The 15,847-nt window shown below is 47.6% G+C and carries 14 protein-coding genes, 1 pseudogene and 1 riboswitch; of the genes and pseudogenes, 3 read left to right on the top strand and 12 right to left on the bottom strand.

Features of this window, described 5'->3' with window-relative positions; genetic code table 11:
* From ACR0QN_RS10655 to ACR0QN_RS10645, 3 genes and pseudogenes are all read right to left on the bottom strand, one after another.
* Positions 1 to 300 (bottom strand): annotated as a pseudogene (locus tag ACR0QN_RS10655) (serine/threonine-protein kinase); the annotation flags it as partial.
* A gap of 138 nt (positions 301 to 438) precedes the next feature.
* Entirely contained in the window at positions 439 to 831 is a 393-nt protein-coding gene (locus tag ACR0QN_RS10650; protein ID WP_432651198.1) for a hypothetical protein, read from the bottom strand.
* Positions 832 to 843: 12 nt separating this feature from the next.
* Positions 844 to 2,640, bottom strand: coding sequence for a protein kinase domain-containing protein (locus ACR0QN_RS10645; protein ID WP_432651197.1), 1,797 nt, complete (start codon positions 2,638 to 2,640; stop codon positions 844 to 846).
* Positions 2,641 to 2,960: 320 nt separating this feature from the next.
* Positions 2,961 to 3,076, top strand: a riboswitch (SAM riboswitch).
* Positions 3,077 to 3,152: 76 nt separating this feature from the next.
* On the opposite strand from ACR0QN_RS10645, the gene metK reads away from it, so the two are divergent.
* Positions 3,153 to 4,331: a methionine adenosyltransferase gene (gene metK / locus ACR0QN_RS10640; RefSeq protein WP_432651196.1), complete on the top strand. Its 1,179-nt coding sequence runs from the start codon at positions 3,153 to 3,155 to the stop codon at positions 4,329 to 4,331.
* 58 nt (positions 4,332 to 4,389) lie between these two features.
* Here the strand turns inward: metK and ACR0QN_RS10635 are convergent, their stop codons facing one another.
* The 8 genes from ACR0QN_RS10635 to ACR0QN_RS10600 all read right to left on the bottom strand — a co-directional run bounded on the left by ACR0QN_RS10635 (position 4,390) and on the right by ACR0QN_RS10600 (position 11,901).
* On the bottom strand, positions 4,390 to 4,809 hold the full coding sequence (locus ACR0QN_RS10635; protein WP_432651195.1) for a YjdF family protein: 420 nt from the start codon (positions 4,807 to 4,809) through the stop codon (positions 4,390 to 4,392).
* Positions 4,810 to 5,045: 236 nt separating this feature from the next.
* Entirely contained in the window at positions 5,046 to 5,486 is a 441-nt protein-coding gene (rnhA, locus tag ACR0QN_RS10630; protein ID WP_432651194.1) for a ribonuclease HI, read from the bottom strand.
* Positions 5,487 to 5,495: 9 nt separating this feature from the next.
* A complete protein-coding gene (locus tag ACR0QN_RS10625) occupies positions 5,496 to 6,257 on the bottom strand; it encodes a hypothetical protein (RefSeq protein ID WP_432651193.1) in 762 nt (253 codons plus the stop codon).
* Positions 6,247 to 6,684, bottom strand: coding sequence for an acyl-CoA thioesterase (locus tag ACR0QN_RS10620; RefSeq protein WP_432651192.1), 438 nt, complete (start codon positions 6,682 to 6,684; stop codon positions 6,247 to 6,249). The genes ACR0QN_RS10625 and ACR0QN_RS10620 overlap by 11 nt, the downstream gene beginning before the upstream one ends.
* A gap of 62 nt (positions 6,685 to 6,746) precedes the next feature.
* The gene (gene thrS, locus ACR0QN_RS10615) at positions 6,747 to 8,693 is read right to left on the bottom strand and encodes a threonine--tRNA ligase (RefSeq protein ID WP_432651191.1); all 1,947 of its coding nucleotides are present in this window, start codon (positions 8,691 to 8,693) and stop codon (positions 6,747 to 6,749) included.
* A 95-nt stretch (positions 8,694 to 8,788) separates the two neighbouring features.
* Entirely contained in the window at positions 8,789 to 9,553 is a 765-nt protein-coding gene (locus tag ACR0QN_RS10610; RefSeq protein WP_432651190.1) for an ABC transporter permease, read from the bottom strand.
* A 31-nt stretch (positions 9,554 to 9,584) separates the two neighbouring features.
* The gene (locus tag ACR0QN_RS10605; RefSeq protein ID WP_432651189.1) at positions 9,585 to 10,703 is read right to left on the bottom strand and encodes an ABC transporter substrate-binding protein; all 1,119 of its coding nucleotides are present in this window, start codon (positions 10,701 to 10,703) and stop codon (positions 9,585 to 9,587) included.
* Positions 10,704 to 10,716: 13 nt separating this feature from the next.
* Entirely contained in the window at positions 10,717 to 11,901 is a 1,185-nt protein-coding gene (locus ACR0QN_RS10600) for an ATP-binding protein (RefSeq protein ID WP_432651188.1), read from the bottom strand.
* 766 nt (positions 11,902 to 12,667) lie between these two features.
* On the opposite strand from ACR0QN_RS10600, the gene rny reads away from it, so the two are divergent.
* Together rny and ACR0QN_RS10590 are read left to right on the top strand one after the other, a co-directional pair.
* A complete protein-coding gene (gene rny / locus ACR0QN_RS10595; RefSeq protein WP_432651187.1) occupies positions 12,668 to 14,221 on the top strand; it encodes a ribonuclease Y in 1,554 nt (517 codons plus the stop codon).
* A 171-nt stretch (positions 14,222 to 14,392) separates the two neighbouring features.
* A complete protein-coding gene (locus ACR0QN_RS10590; RefSeq protein WP_432651186.1) occupies positions 14,393 to 15,184 on the top strand; it encodes a hypothetical protein in 792 nt (263 codons plus the stop codon).
* On the opposite strand, the gene ACR0QN_RS10585 is transcribed toward ACR0QN_RS10590, so the two are convergent.
* Positions 15,171 to 15,821, bottom strand: a complete 651-nt coding sequence (locus tag ACR0QN_RS10585) for an MATE family efflux transporter (protein WP_432651185.1) — start codon at positions 15,819 to 15,821, stop codon at positions 15,171 to 15,173. The two genes, ACR0QN_RS10590 and ACR0QN_RS10585, sit on opposite strands and share 14 nt — an antisense overlap.
* Positions 15,822 to 15,847: the final 26 nt, after the last annotated feature.

Genomic DNA, 15,847 nt, shown 5'->3' with positions numbered 1-15,847 from the left:
CTCGTTTGAAACGATCACAACAGTATCACCAATATTTCTTGTGGCAAGTCCGTAGGGATAAAATTCCTTTATCGCCACCTTGCGCTCAAGCTTTGTGTCATAGGCAAGGTAGGTTATGCCGAAGCCGCCCTTTCCGATAACCCTGCCCACTATATATCTTTTCTGGAGCATACTTCCGCAGGGCAGAACGGCAGGGTCGGCAACGTATCCTGCGGAAGAAAAGCCGCATTCACAGCAGGGCTCCGAGGTTATCTCCGCAAAGCAGCACGGGCACAGCTTTTTATCTGAAACGGTCATCATACAAAAATCATTCCTTTCCGAAAAATGCCCATAGATATTATAATCATTGTAACATATTTTTCCGAAAAATGGTGTGCAAAGCTGCATTATCCGTCATAATAAAAAAGCCCTGTCCGTCGGGACAGAGCCTTATAAAGATCATTCATTTTCCCATATAAATTCGCACGCCTTTTCATAGGACATTTTATGCTCAAGGCAATGGACTATTTTGGCATCCTCGGGGCGGCGGACATAAAGTGCCTCCCTTTTTCCCAGGGTCAGCAGCTTCTGGGTCTGCGCCACGTCCAACCCCAGGAAAAGCGCCATATGTATTATCTGCTGACGGGTGGGGATACGGGTGCCGTTAAGTATCTGATAGCCGTAATTTCTGTCCATATTGAGTGCAAGGATAAGGCGGCTTCGCTTGACCCCCTTTTCCTCCAGCAGGCTGAGAACATATTCGCTGAATGTGGGCGGCGGATTTGCCTCGATAACACCCATATTCAGATTTTTCGTCCTTTTTATCATTCTTTCGATATCAGCTGTTTGCATTTATGTCAGCTCCTAATAATAGATAGTGTAATCACCGTTCATCTGACTTTTTATATTCTCTATCTCCTCTTCGGTAAAGCCGTTTCCCTCAACGCAGGCAAAGCCGTTTAAGGTTATTCCCGCAAAGCTGTCGGTATGTCCCGAAAGGAGATTGTTGTCAAGATATAGCTCCTTTATATTGCAGCCTGCCAGCGGAGATACATCCGTCAGCCGGTTTCTGCCGAAATAAACAAGCTCCAGGCTTTTGCAGTCCCGAAGCGGCTCTATGCTCTCAAGCCCGCAGCCCGAAAAGCCTGCCATTTTAAGCCTTGTCATTCCCGAAAGCACCCCGATATCTCCTATCTTAGCTTCGTCAAAGCCAACATAAACAAGCCCCCTGCTGTTTTTCAGCGGCGATATGTCGGTAATGTAATTATCCCCCAGAAACACGTTCTCAAGCTCGGTCAGACCGCTTAGCACCGAAATATCCGAAATACTGTTGTTGTTCCCGCTTATATGCTTTAAATGCGTCATAGAGCGCATAAAGCTTATGTCAGAAATATTGTTGTTGTCGAAACAGATGTATTCAAGCTCCGACAGCCCGTCAAGGCAGGACATATCGGTTATGAAATTGTTGCTCAGATCAAGGAACTTTAATTTTTTCATATGCCTGAGATTTGATATCTGAGAATTTGTAAGCTCCCTGTTCTGCAGATAAAGCTCGGTAGAATCAAGAGAAAACATTTCGCCGCCTATTTTGACCTCCGAAGGAGCATCAGACCATAATAACGCCGCTGCCGATGAGACCGCTGCTGCTGCCGCCGCTATAACGGCAATAAGCCATTTCTTTTTCCTGACTTTTTTCACATTGGTCTGAGGAGCAGTTTCAATAGTCAGCTCTATCTCCTCGGGGGTTATGGGACAGCTTTTTATATCTTCAAGCATTTCATCGGCTTGTGAGTATCTGTCCTCTTTTCTGACGGCGCACGCCTTTCGGAGAATTTTTTTCATATCCTCCGAAAGCTTGTCCGTTTCCTTTAAGAAAGCGCTGTCGTCTTCAATGCGTATGATGGGATTATCGGGAGATTTTCCCGTAATGCTGTAATAAAGCGACATTCCCAAGGAATAGATATCCGTCCAGCTGCCCTGATTGCTCTCACGCTGATACTGTTCGATAGGGGCAAAGCCGTCTTTCAGAATTACCGACATATTCTGACGCTCGCTGTTTGCAAGGATACGGGCGGAGCCGAAGTCAATAAGAGCTGCTCTGCCGTTTGTGCAGAGCATAATATTGTCGGGGGAAACGTCACGGTGAAGTATGCCGCCCTTATGTATGACCGACAATGCGGGAAGAAGCTGCTCTGCAATGTTCACAGCCTGCCCTTCCGTAAGCTTTTTTCCGCCGCTTATATAGCTTTTGAGGGATATCCCGTTAAAGAACTCCATAGCATAATACGCCGTGCCGTTCATTCGGAAAACATCGTAAAGTCCAAGTATATCGGTGCTCTCCCTGAAGCTCCGTATGATATCTGCTTCCCTGAAAAAGCGCTCCAGACCTTCAGAAAACTCATCGCTCTGATAAGATGTCATAGGCTCAACGCTGATGTTGTCCTCTGCACGCACCGCCGCATCGGGATAGTATTCCTTGACCGCCACAGCCTTGCTTTCGTTCTCGTCGTAGGCAAGATATGTAATGCCGAAACCGCCTCTGCCAAGTATTTTTCCTATGATATAGCGGCCGTTCAGCTTAGTTCCCACAGGAAGTGCGTCGTGCTCGGAAAAGGTACGGGTCTCAGTATAGCCGCATTTTTTGCATTTATCCCCCTTCATAGGAGAAAAACAGTTTCCGCACAGACTGCGCCTGACCGACATACCGGTTCACCTCGTCTTATGTTTGTAATTATAATTCTTTATTGTTGTGCAGATCAGCATTATTTTCTAAATTATATCATATTCCGACATAATAATGGTGTGCAGTTCTGCATTATTTTTTCTTTGCATACAGTCAGCTTTATTATATAATTATAACACACAAATGATTTTTTTGTCAATAATATTGACTTGTAATTGATTTTTTTCGGAAATCTGCGGAAATTTTCTCATCTCTATTGACATAGCCTCACATATATGCTATAATTCAAAATGATAAAACCTTATCAAGAGTGGCTGAGGTACTGGACCTGTGAAGCCCGGCAACCTGATTATGCTGTTTTATGCGGCGTAAGTAAGGTGCTAATTCCTGCGGAAGTTTTCCGAGAGATGAGGAAATTACAAAATCTGACTTTTTGTAAGGCACTCGTTTTTCGGGTGTCTTTTTTAGTTAAGTTTAATGGAGGTTTAAAATGTCAAAATATCTTTTTACATCGGAATCCGTTACCGAGGGACATCCCGACAAGATCTGCGACCAGATCTCCGACGCTGTTCTCGACGAGATACTTAAAAATGACCCTGCAGGCAGAGTTGCCTGCGAGACCTGCACCACTACGGGTCTTGTAATGTGTATGGGTGAGATCTCTACCAGCTGCTATGTGGATATCCCCAAGATCGTGAGACAGGTAGTCATCGACATCGGCTATGACAGAGCAAAGTACGGCTTTGACGGTCACACCTGCTCGGTGGTGACTTCTATCGACGAGCAGTCTCCCGATATCGCTATGGGCGTTGACGAGGCTCTCGAGTATCGTGACGGCTCCAAGAAGGACGATTTCGACACGGGCGCAGGCGATCAGGGTATGATGTTCGGCTTTGCCTGCAACGAGACTCCCGAGCTTATGCCTATGCCCATCTCCCTTGCCCACAAGCTCGCTAAGAAGCTTACCGAGGTGAGAAAGACAGGCATTTTGCCATATCTCCGTCCCGACGGAAAAACTCAGGTCACTGTTGAATACGAGGACAACAAGCCTGTGAGAGTTGACACCGTTGTCGTATCCTCCCAGCACGCTCCCGAGGTCTCCCTTGAAAAGATAAGAGCGGACATTATCGAAAAGGTCATAAAGTCCGTTATCCCTGCAGAGCTTCTTGTTGACACCAAATATTTTGTAAATCCCACAGGCAGATTTGTTATCGGCGGTCCTCAGGGCGACAGCGGTCTTACGGGAAGAAAGATAATCGTTGACACCTACGGCGGATATTCCCGTCACGGCGGCGGAGCATTCTCGGGCAAGGACCCCACAAAGGTAGACAGAAGTGCGGCTTATGCGGCAAGATATGTGGCTAAGAACATCGTTGCGGCAGGTCTTGCGGACAAGTGCGAGGTTGAGCTTGCATATGCCATAGGCGTTGCGGAGCCTGTTTCCATTATGGTTGATTCCTTCGGCACAGGAAAGGTATCCGACGAAAAGCTGAGCGATGCTGTAAGAAAGGTATTCGACCTTCGTCCTGCGGCTATAATCAAGACTCTTGAGCTGAGAAAGCCTCAGTACCGTCAGCTTGCGGCTTACGGTCATATGGGACGTGAAGATCTGGGCGTTGCCTGGGAAAAGACTGACAGAATTGATGCATTGCTTGCAGCTGTTAAGTAAGGTGTTCCATATATAAAAAATAGTGTCTCTCACCGTTTCGGCGGTAAGAGACACTTTTTTATCTGCCTTTGTGCTTTTCCTTTCGCTTCTGCTGTTTAAGGTCAAAACGGCGCTGCTTTTCGGCTTCCTTCTGTTCCCTGCTGACAGCCTGCCGCTCCGCTTTGAACTGCTCGTGCTGAAGCTTTAATGCCTGCTGTGACTTTGTGCCGATAAATTTTTTCTGACATTCCTTACGTATCTCCCTTTGCAGACGCTTGGGATTGCCCGGGCTTTCTTTTATGCCTTCGGCTTTTATGGGGGGACTGAATTTCAGGCGATAGTAATTGTGCAGAATAAAATCATATACCTCTCCGTCTTTCGGTTCTGCGCCGAATGTTACCTTTGAAACTGTCAGCTTTCCCTCGGAGTAAAGCTCAAAAACTCCCACCCAGAACGGGTCCTCGAAAAAAACCTCCAGTTTTCCTGTTGTCTTGTCCATTGTAATTCCTCCTTAAAAAATGAAGCAAAGAACGGACGACCAAGGAGGAAGGTTACTTATGCTTATACTAATCTTTAATCGTTCTGTAGACAAAGGCGGCGTTATAGCTGTCGAATTTGTCTATAGGTTGGTTAAAGATTAGTATTAAATAAGCACGTCCGGACTACCGACCGGAACTGTGAATAAATCACGTTGTGTTTTTATCTTTGCTTTGCGGCATTTGCCGCTGTTATTTTTTATCGTGCGTTTTTATCCCGCTCTATGACCGCAAGCTCATCGCAGCGCTCATTTTCGGGGTGACCTGCGTGACCCTTGACCCATCTCAGCTCCACATCGTGGATATCGAGAAGGGACAGGCACTTTTCCCAAAGGTCGGAATTGAGAGCCAGCTTCTTGTCCGCCTTTATCCAGCCCCGTTTCTTCCAGCCTGCCGCCCAGCCCTTTGATATGCTGTCACATACGTATTTGCTGTCGGTGGTGAGGATAACGTGACAGGGGCGTTTCAAGGCGGAAAGGGCTTCTATTACAGCGGTAAGCTCCATTCGGTTGTTGGTGGTATCGGGCTCGCCTCCGGAAAGCTCCTTGTAATGCTCGCCCATTCGAAGTATTGCTCCCCAGCCCCCGGGACCGGGATTTCCCGAGCAGGCGCCGTCGGTGAATATTTCTACTGTCTGCATAAGATCTCCTTAATTTTCGGCGTAAAAAACGGCTTCTATGGTCTCGTCGTCAATGGGATTGCCTCTGCCGACGATCAACCAGTTATGGTCGTCATATTCATTTATGACAGCGCTGTATTCCTCTTGTGAGACCTTTTCGTCATTGACCATATAATATGTGTCAATGATATCGGGATCGTCTTGGTTGGGTATTTCTCCCATTTCGGTGTACATTATTTTTTCCAGGCTGCTGCCGTTAAGACGGTAAAAGCTGTCAAATGCAATGCCCATTCCCGAATAGGAACTTGACAGATATCCGTCGCTGCTTACCGCCACTATGCCGTAAGAGCCGTATGCAGAACCGTCACCCGAAAGGTCAACAAGTATGCCGTCCTTGAAAGAATATGCAAATACTCCTGCTGCGTGGTAATCATCGTGAGACATAAACAGCTCGGGTATACCGTCATTGTCCATATCAAACAGGTCAAAGGCGGGATTTGTGGAATACTCCTCGTTTTTAAATTCCTCAAGCTTTTCCTTGTAGAACTCTCTGTAATCGGCGGAAGTGTCGGGAGCTTCGGTTATGCTTTCTTCCGTTGTTTCGGCTTCGGTTTCGCCGACAGTTTCGGAAGTTGTCTCGGAAACGCTTTCGGGCTGAGTTTCTGCCGATGTTTCCGTTTCGGAAACGGTAGTCTCCTCGGTTTTGCTTACCTCGGGAGCGGCTTTGCCTGTACCGCAGGCGGTGAGCAGCATTGCCGCAAAGCATACTGCCGCAAGCCTTTTATTCATCATACAGTCCCTCCGAGCTTCTGCATATCTCGTCGTAGACCTCGTAAACGTGGGGGTGGGTCTTTTTTATCCTTGCGGGGCGCATATCCATATCCACAAAGCAATGGGTGGTCTTACCCGTGGCGTGGACTGTTCCCTCGGGGTCGGTGACCTCATAGGTAACGGAAAATCTCGCTCCGCCGAAATCGGGGATATACGCCTTGACCAGAAATACGTCCCCGAATTTAAAGGGCAGCTTATACTCGCACTCAGCCGAGAGAACGGGAGTCATCAGCCCCTCCGCTTCAACGTACTGAAAGGGCAGTCCTGCCTGCTCGATAAGGTCAACTCTTGCTTCCTCGAACCAGCGGATATAATTTGAGTGGTGGACTATGCCCATTTTATCTGTTTCGTAATAATACACCCGTCTTGAATAGGGTTTCAGCTTCATAGCTTTTATCCTCTCTAAAGAGACTGCCGCAGGATATGCGGCAGTCCGGAATTATGTTGTTTTTATCTTGCCTTGGAAGCATTCTCCTCGATTATCTTGGAAATAACGTCGTTAAGCGGCGATGCGCCTAAGTCTCCGTCCTTTCTCGAACGCAGGGAAACGGTGTTGTCTTCCACTTCCTTGTCGCCGACAATGAAGAAATATGGTATCTTCTCAAGCTGAGCCTGACGAATTTTGTAGCCTATCTTCTCGTTTCTGTTGTCAACGGTAACTCTTATGCCCATACTGTCAAGCTTCTCGGCAATGCCCTCGCCGTATTCCTTTGCTCTGTCTGTTACGGGCAGGATACGCACCTGCTCGGGAGACAGCCACAGAGGAAGTGCTCCGCCGTATTTCTCGATAAGGTATGCAAGAGTTCTCTCATAGCAGCCGAGGCTTGTGCGGTGGATAATGTAGGGGTTCTTCTTTGTGCCGTCAACATCCACATACTCCATTCCGAAGCGCTGTGCAAGGAGCATATCTATCTGAATGGTTACGAGAGTGTCCTCCTTGCCGTAAACATTGTGGTACTGGATATCAAGCTTGGGTCCGTAGAATGCGGCTTCGTCGATACCGATAGTGTATTCAACGCCCAGATCGTCAAGGATCGTCTTCATTGCAGCCTGAGCCTCTTCCCACTGCTCGGGAGTACCCTCGTACTTGTTCTTGGGGTTAGCGGGATCCCACTGGGAGAAGCGGAATGTGCAGTCCTCGAGGAGTCCTACGGTGCCAAGGAAATACTTGGCAAGCTCAAGACAGCCTCTGAACTCGTCCTCAAGCTGCTCGGGACGGAGAATGTAATGTCCCTCGGAAATGGTGAACTGTCTTACTCTGATAAGGCCGTGCATCTCGCCGCTGTCCTCGTTTCTGAACAGAGTAGATGTCTCGGTAAGTCTCATAGGCAGGTCTCTGTAGGAGCGCTGACGGTTGAGGAATACCTGATACTGGAAAGGACAGGTCATAGGACGGAGGGCAAAGCACTCCTTTTCCTCGTCGTTGGGGTCACCAAGCACGAACATACCATCAAGGTAGTGATCCCAATGTCCCGAAATTTTGTAAAGCTCTCTCTTTGCCATATAGGGGGTCTTGGTGAGCATACAGCCGTGCTTTGCTTCCACGTCCTCCACCCATCTCTGCATAAGCTGGATCACCTTTGCGCCCTTGGGAAGAAGTATGGGCAGACCCTGACCGATATAATCAACAGTTGTGAAATACTCAAGCTCTCTTCCCAGCTTGTTGTGGTCACGGCTCTTTGCCTCTTCCACCTTTTTGAGATATTCCTCAAGCTCGGAAGCCTTGGGGAAAGCTGTGCCGTAAATTCTGCAGAGCTGCTTGCCCTTGGAGTCGCCTCTCCAGTATGCGCCTGTGCAGTTTGTGAGCTTGAATGCCTTTACGGGTGCGGTGGACATAAGGTGAGGGCCTGCGCAGAGGTCGGTGAAATCGCCCTGCTTGTAGAAGCTGATGTTCTCGCCCTTGTCGCTGTGCTCCTTGCAAAGCTCTACCTTGTAAGGCTCGCCCATTTCGGTGAGTCTCGCCTCTGCTTCGGCGGGGGGCAGCTCGAAACGGGATATCTCTATGCCCTCCTTGACTATCTTCTTCATCTCCGCTTCAAACTTTGCAAGGTCATCGGAGGTGAAGGGGTGGTCGGTGTCAAAATCGTAGTAGAAGCCGTTGTCGATAGAGGGACCTATGGACAGCTTGGTTTCGGGATAAATGCGCTTTACAGCCTGTGCCAGAATGTGGGAAGCGGTGTGCCAGAAGGTCTTTTTGCCCTCTTCGGAGTCAAAGGTGCAGACTTCAAAGGTGCAGTCCTTTTCCACGGGAGTTCTCAGGTCGCAGACCTCTCCGTCAAGCTTTACGCAGCAGGCTGCCTTGTAAAGACCCATTCCGATTCCCTTGATAATTTCTGCGGCGGATATTCCGCTCTCGGCTTCTCTTACGGAGCCGTCTTTGAGTGTAAGCTTTATCATTTCTTTATTCTCCTTTATTAAAATTATTTCATATTGTAAACTCTGCGGCATTTACCGCCGTAACGGTATGCCGCTCCTCAGAAAAGCGTTTTGTATTATTCATCGGAGCAAACACCCCCTTTAAGGTTTTGGTTTATTTTCAAATGCTGAGAACGCTTATACACGCAGTCAAGCAAGCTCGTCACAAGCAGCTCAAACAGCTTTCCAAGCAAAACTATCACGATCGTCCAGGCAAACAGGTCGGCGGTCTCAAGATATATCTTTGAGCGGTAGAGCATATCACCAAGCGTAAAATCCGGCTGTCCTATGACCTCTGCCGCCGTTCCGCTTTTGAATGCAAGCCCTGCTCCCGTTCTGAATGCTGCGGTGAGAAAGGGCATTACCGAGGGAAAATAGAGGTATCTTGCCTTTTTTGCGGCGCTGAGTTCAAAAAGCTCTGCCGCTTCGGCAAGCTGACCGTCGGCATTTTCTATTCCCTTGCTTACGGCTTCATATATGACCGGCGTTACCATAAGTGATGAGATGAGAAGGGACAGGGCGGAGCTTTTCAGAAAAAACAGGGCAAAGATTATAAAGCTTGCCACAGGAACTGCCTTTACCGCCGACATTGCTGGGGAAATAACTGCTTTTGCAAAGGAAGAAGCTTGCGACAGCACCGCCAAAACCGTTCCCGCTATGACCCCTGCAAAGAAGCCGCCGCCAATTCTCAGAAAGGAGTTAAGGACGGTCTTTATAAAATCCGCTTCAAAGCAAAGCTCGAAAAGCCTTTTAACTGCGGCAACGGGTGTCACAAGGATTATCTGCTTGTCAAGGAGCATTGCGGCGAACTGCCAGAGTATCAGCCAGAATAATATGCTCAAAGCTTTTTGAAAAAAGTCTTTTTTGTCAGACTTATTCATATATCATTTCCGTATAGAAAGCATTATCATCCGGGAGCTTACCGCCCACAGACTTTGGGTCGGCATCAAAGAGGATATTCCAATAGCCTGTTACGGCACTTCTCATATCCTCACCCCTTAAAAGGGTTATATTGCAGTAAGGCAGTGCCTTTTTTGCAACGGGGGCTTTCACAATATCATAGTTTCCTATGAGTTCGGCGGCTTCATCGGTGTTTTCATTTACAAAATCAACAGAAGCCTGATATTCACCGATAAAATCAGCAAAAGCAACTTCATTTTCCTCAATAACGCTTTTCTGTGCAATGGTCACGCCTGTGATGAGGGGAGTTTCGCTGACCTTGTCCCACTCGTCGGTGAGGCTCAGGGCGATTTTAATTTTCTCATTCTGGAGCTGTGCGGCGGTCACATAGGGCTGGGGGAGAACTGCTATTGCATTTTCGCTCTCCGCCATTACAGCAGCGCATTCGCTTGCTTCGGACTTGTATTCAATGGTAACATCTGTCTGCGGCTCAAGACCGTTTGCCCTGAGAATGTAGTTTAAAACATACTCGGGAGTGGTGCCCTTGCCTGTGGAATAGACCGTTTTGCCCTTGAGGTCTGCCACAGAGGTTATCTCCTCACCCGAGGTGACTACATAAAGAACGCCAAGGGTGTTTACAGCGGCGGTCTTTATATTGCCCTCTGTCTTGTTGTAAAGCACAGCGGCAAGGTTTGCGGGAACATTGGCAATGTCTGTATTGCCGCTTACCACCCCTGCCACTATCTCGTCGGCGGTGGCATATATAGACACGTTATATTTGTTGATGGTCTCTCCCTTTTCGCTGTCGGACATCAGCTTTACCATTCCCATTGTGGTGGGGCCCTTGAGGGAGGAGATGTTATATTCCATACTATTGGTGAGTATGGCAGTGGTTTCGGTGTCGGTTTCCTCTGTTTCCGGTGCTGCTTCGCTTTCGGAAAGCTCCGAGCTCTCGGCAGCTGTAACGCTTTCGGAGACTGCCGATGTGTCCGAGGGGGCGCTTTCCTGTGTATCCGATGTGCTTGCGGAGGAACCGCAGGCTGTCAGAAGAACAAGGGCTGCGGAAAGGGCTGCAAGCTTACGTATTTTCATTTTTTTACACTCCTTACTGCTGATTTTCCGGCTCGCCTGCCTTGAGCATTTCCACGAAATGTCTTGCGGCACGTCCACTTCGTCCGCTTCTGCGGAGGGCATAGGCTTCTGCCTTGGTGAAAAGCTCGTCTCTGTCCATTGTAATGCCGTACTGACCTGCAAGATACTCGACTATCTTCAGATATGTATCCTTGTCGGGCTTGAGGAACGTTACCTTCAAGCCGAAGCGCTCGGACAGGGAGGCAAGCTCCTCTCGGGTATCTCTTGCGTGGATATCGTCGCCGTCACGGTCGGAAAAGCTTTCCTTCACAAGGTGGCGGCGGTTGCTGGTGGCGTAAATGACCGCATTTGAAGCCTTGGAGGATATAGAGCCTTCAAGAACGGCTTTAAGTGCGCCGAAGTCTGCGTCATCGGAAGAAAATGAAAGGTCGTCTATGAAGATGATGAATTTAAGGGGATTGTCAGCTATGCTCTCCATAACATCGGGAAGCTCGTGGAGCTGGGCTTTTTTAAGCTCGATAAGCCTCAGTCCTCTGTCGGCAAATTCATTCACCACAGCCTTTACGGTAGAGGATTTTCCCGTGCCTGCGTCGCCGTAAAGCAGGCAGTTTGCGGCAGGACGTCCTTTTATAAGGGCAAGAGTATTGTCAATTACCATTTTCCGCTGTGTCTCATAGGCAGGGAGCTGTGAGAGACGCTGGGGGTCGGGGGTCAGGACGGGGGTTATTACGTGGTCTTTCAGCATAAAGGCGGTATATTTTGCGAATATGCCATAGCCCTTGGTGAAAAGCTTGTCTATCCTGTCGGCGTAAATTGCCCCGAAATCAAGGTTTGTATTCTCCCACTCGGGAAGATAGCCCATATATCCCATTGCGGTGCGGACATTTTCGGTGGTGAGCATTGATATCTCGCTGAAAAGTCCCAGCTCCTTGCGGACGGCGGTCTCCATTACGGGGGGGATGGGCTCACGGCGGGCTTTTCGCAAAAGATATGTGTTCTCGTCCTCGGTGACTGCCTTGATGATGTAGCTTGAAAGGTTGGAGCCGTGCCTGTAGAGGGAGTTTACAAATTCGCCCACCGAAGCGGGGGTCTGCTCTCTGAGCATATCCATAAGCCTGCCCATAGTTTTTAGCTTTAAGACCCCTCGGAACACCGCAAGTCCCGAAAGTCTTGTGTAAAGGTCTGATAACTGGTTCATCTCTTATGATCTTCTTTCCATAAAAATAAAACGCCCCGAAGCGTAGGCTTTTGTTAAAAAGCCATTGCCTCGGGACGATAAATTACCGTGTTTCCACCCGTTTTCACGTTTTACCTTAGTGTAAAACGCCTCATTCGCCCTGTAACGGGGGCAGCCGCCGCCTATTAAGCGGACTCAGAGAGCGGTACCGATACTATGAACTGCCGCACCCGGTCTCAGCCTATGCCGGGCGCTCTCTGAAAACAGCCTTTTCACAAAACGGATCTCTCTTCAACGATTTGAAATTCTATACGTATATATGATATCACTAACCGAGCCGTATGTCAACGGTATTTTTGTACAGCAAAACTGCAATTTTATTAGGTAATAGTGTTAAATTATATAAAATTCCTTGACAAGAGGAAAAATTTATATTACAATAATATTGTGTCTGCAGTAAAAATATTTTCGGCAGTCGGCTGAATTTTCATAATGCCCTCTGCCATTTATAGAAACTGCTTTTACATTATCGCTTCAAGCCGTTTTCCGCATATCCCTGCGGATCGTTGAAGTTTATATATATTATGAGCCGTCCGTTCCGTTTTTATTCGGCTCGCTCAGTTTTCGGGATATTATTATTGGCTTATGTAAAGATATACGTTTTCGGTAAAATTATTTTAAGCAGGTTACTTTCCCCAAACAAGCGGTTTATTTAATATTTATGAGCTTCACCGACCTCCGAAGCGATTACCATATTTTTTAGTATCAGGAAAAGGAGGTTTTTTTGTTGCAGTATGCCATTTATGTGGTCATATTTGTTGTGGCTGCAGCTGTTTCGGGCTTTATCTGCTTTAAAGCGGGCATAAATTACCGCAAGTCTCAGGCAGAATCCGCTATAGGCTCCGCCGAAAAAGAGGCTGAGCGTATCATCGAAGCTGCCAAAGAAGAAGCCGACAGCAAAAAGAAAATCGCTCTTGTGGAAGCTAAAGACGAAATTCACAAGAGCCGCACCGAACTTGAAAAAGAGATCAAGGAACGCAGAAACGAGCTTTCCCGTCAGGAAAGACGCATTCAGCAGAAGGAAGAAAACCTTGACAAGAAAAACGACACTCTCGAGAAAAAGGACGAACAGCTCCAGAAAAAGCTGAAAGCCGCTGACGAAAAGCTTGAAGAAGCCGACAGGATCAAGCACTCCCAGATGGAAACGCTGGAGAAAATTTCCCAGTTCACTATGGATCAGGCTAAGGAGCACCTGCTCTCGATGCTTGAAAATGAGCTTGTTCACGAGAAGGCTCTGAAGATCCAGCAGTATGAGCAGCAGCTCAAAGACGAATGCGAGGACAAGGCGAGAAATCTTATTTCCCTTGCTATCGCTAAGTGCGCCGCCGATCAGGTGGCTGAGACAGCGGTTTCCGTTGTTCCCCTTCCCAGCGATGAGATGAAGGGAAGAATTATCGGACGTGAGGGAAGAAATATCCGCACCCTCGAAACTCTCACAGGCGTTGAGCTTATCATTGACGACACACCCGAGGCCATCACTCTTTCCTGCTTCGACCCTGCAAGACGTGAAGTGGCACGAATCGCTCTTGAGAAGCTTATTGCTGACGGACGTATCCACCCTGCAAGAATTGAGGAAATGGTGGACAAGGCAAAGCGCGAGGTTGAACACCGTATCAAGCAGGAGGGCGAGAGAGCAATACTCGAGACCAATGTTCACGGCATAAACCACGAGCTTGTACGTCTTATCGGACGTCTCAGATACAGAACTTCCTACAGACAGAACGTTCTCGACCACTCCATCGAGGTGGCTCACCTGGCGGGCATTATGGCTTCCGAGCTTGGTGTTGACGCAAATCTTGCAAGACGTGCAGGTCTGCTTCACGATATCGGCAAGGCTCTCAGCTACGAGATCGAAGGCTCTCACGTTCAGATAGGCGTTGACGTCTGCCGCAAGTACAAGGAAAGCCCCGAGGTCATTCACGCTATCGAGGCTCACCACGGCGATGTTGAGACAAAGACCGTTGTTGCTGCTCTCGTTCAGGCTGCTGACGCTATTTCCGCCGCAAGACCCGGAGCAAGAAACGAGAACTACGAGAACTACATCAAGCGTCTCCAGAAGCTTGAGGAAATTTGCACCTCCTATGAGGGCGTTGAGAAATCCTACGCTATTCAGGCAGGACGTGAAGTCAGAATTATGGTGGTTCCCGAGCAGATCAACGATGAAAAAATGGCTCTCGTTGCAAGAGAGATCGCTGCCAAGATCGAAAACGAGATGGATTATCCCGGTCAGATCAAGGTTCATCTTATCAGAGAGAGCAGAGCTATCGAATACGCAAAGTAATTCATATACGCAGAAATCCCCGTCTTTTGCAGGCGGGGATTTTTTTAATTCTGTTTTAATGAAACTATTATTCCGGTTTAATTGACATTTGGGTGAAAATATGGTAATATAATTTTAACGGTTATTTTGGCAGAATTTTACTTACAGAATTTGGGGAAAGGGGTACATAGAATGAAAAAGAAAACCAAAATAATTATTTCCTGCATTGTGGCAGCGGTGCTGATACTCGGCATTGTAATATGGGTGATACTGCCCCGTGTGGCTTTGAGCAAAATGGTGGAGGAATTTATTTTTCCCGACTTTGAAAACTGCAAGGGGGAATATTTTGACGAATACGATGTGAGAAACGACAGCTTTGTAAGAACGGAAAATGAATATATTGCCTTTGATATCCCGTCGGGATACGTTCTTGAAAAGCAGCCTACCGAAGAAAAAGATCATATTCCGTATATCTACTCGCAGGACGATACAAAAGAATATGTTCTGATGTTTGCTAAGCCCGATGATACTGTTCTGGATCTGACCGATCACTCTATGTATGAAGATGATGAAAATATCCCCGATGAAAAGACCTTCAAGAAAATGGTTGACGCTTTTGAGAGTTTCGGAAACGGTATTCCCAACTCAAAGTTTGCTGCATACAAATGTATCGCACTGCTTGATAAGGAAGATTACAGCTTCTGGGACATAGGCAAAGCAACTGCATTTACTATTCTCGGAACGTTCAAAGTATCCGCATTCTCAAATTATGACAATATATATGTTTATGAGTCGGAGGATATCAACGGTATACTTTACATAACGGATAACTCCGATGACCCGGACGATTTTACAAAATATGAAGCAGTATTTGATGCTTACCCTGTTTCTGACCTTAATTACAGCTATACTTTAATGATGGATATGAACTCCCTTGAGGATATTTATGCGGTGATAAATTCGGTGGAGTTCAAGACGACCTGACCTTTTGTGCAGGCCTGCGCCCGCTCTGAAGCAGTACTATGAAATAAATGCCGCACAGAATTATCTGAACAACGGACGAGGCAGGTGTGGCAAGTCCTATGTGAAAGAGCGATACCCGGGCTTGCCTGCTCATCAGCCAGGACACGGGAAGTCTCACGCCAAAGGCTCCGATTATTCCCTGGAGCATAACAAAGGTGGTTTTGCCGCAGCCGTTGAAATAGCCGATAAAGCAGAACAGAAATGAAGTGAGCAGGCAGTCTATGGCATAGGCTTTAAGATAATCAGCTGCTGCAAGTATGATATCCCTGTCCTTTGCGAATATACCTGCAAGCAAGTCGCCGTGGAAAAATGTAAAGTATGCCATTATCACGCTCACAGCAAGTGAAGATACTATTCCGCAAAGCAATGCCTTTTTTGCACGCTGTGGCTTCTCTGCGCCTATATTCTGCGCCACAAAGGCGGACATTGACTGCATAAATGCCGATGGGACAAGCATTAAAAATCCGCAGAGCTTTTCGGCAACTCCCACTCCTGCCGAAGCGGTCAGTCCCAGAGAATTTACTATGGCGATTATTACAAGAAAAGTGATATTTACAAGCAGGTCCTGTAAGGCAATGGGAATACCCAGCCGAAGCATTTCCCCGATGAAATTTTTTTTGCGGC

The organism is Huintestinicola sp., assembly GCF_050874005.1.
Lineage (GTDB): Bacteria > Bacillota > Clostridia > Oscillospirales > Ruminococcaceae > Huintestinicola.
This window is presented reverse-complemented; position numbering and strand designations above follow the sequence as displayed.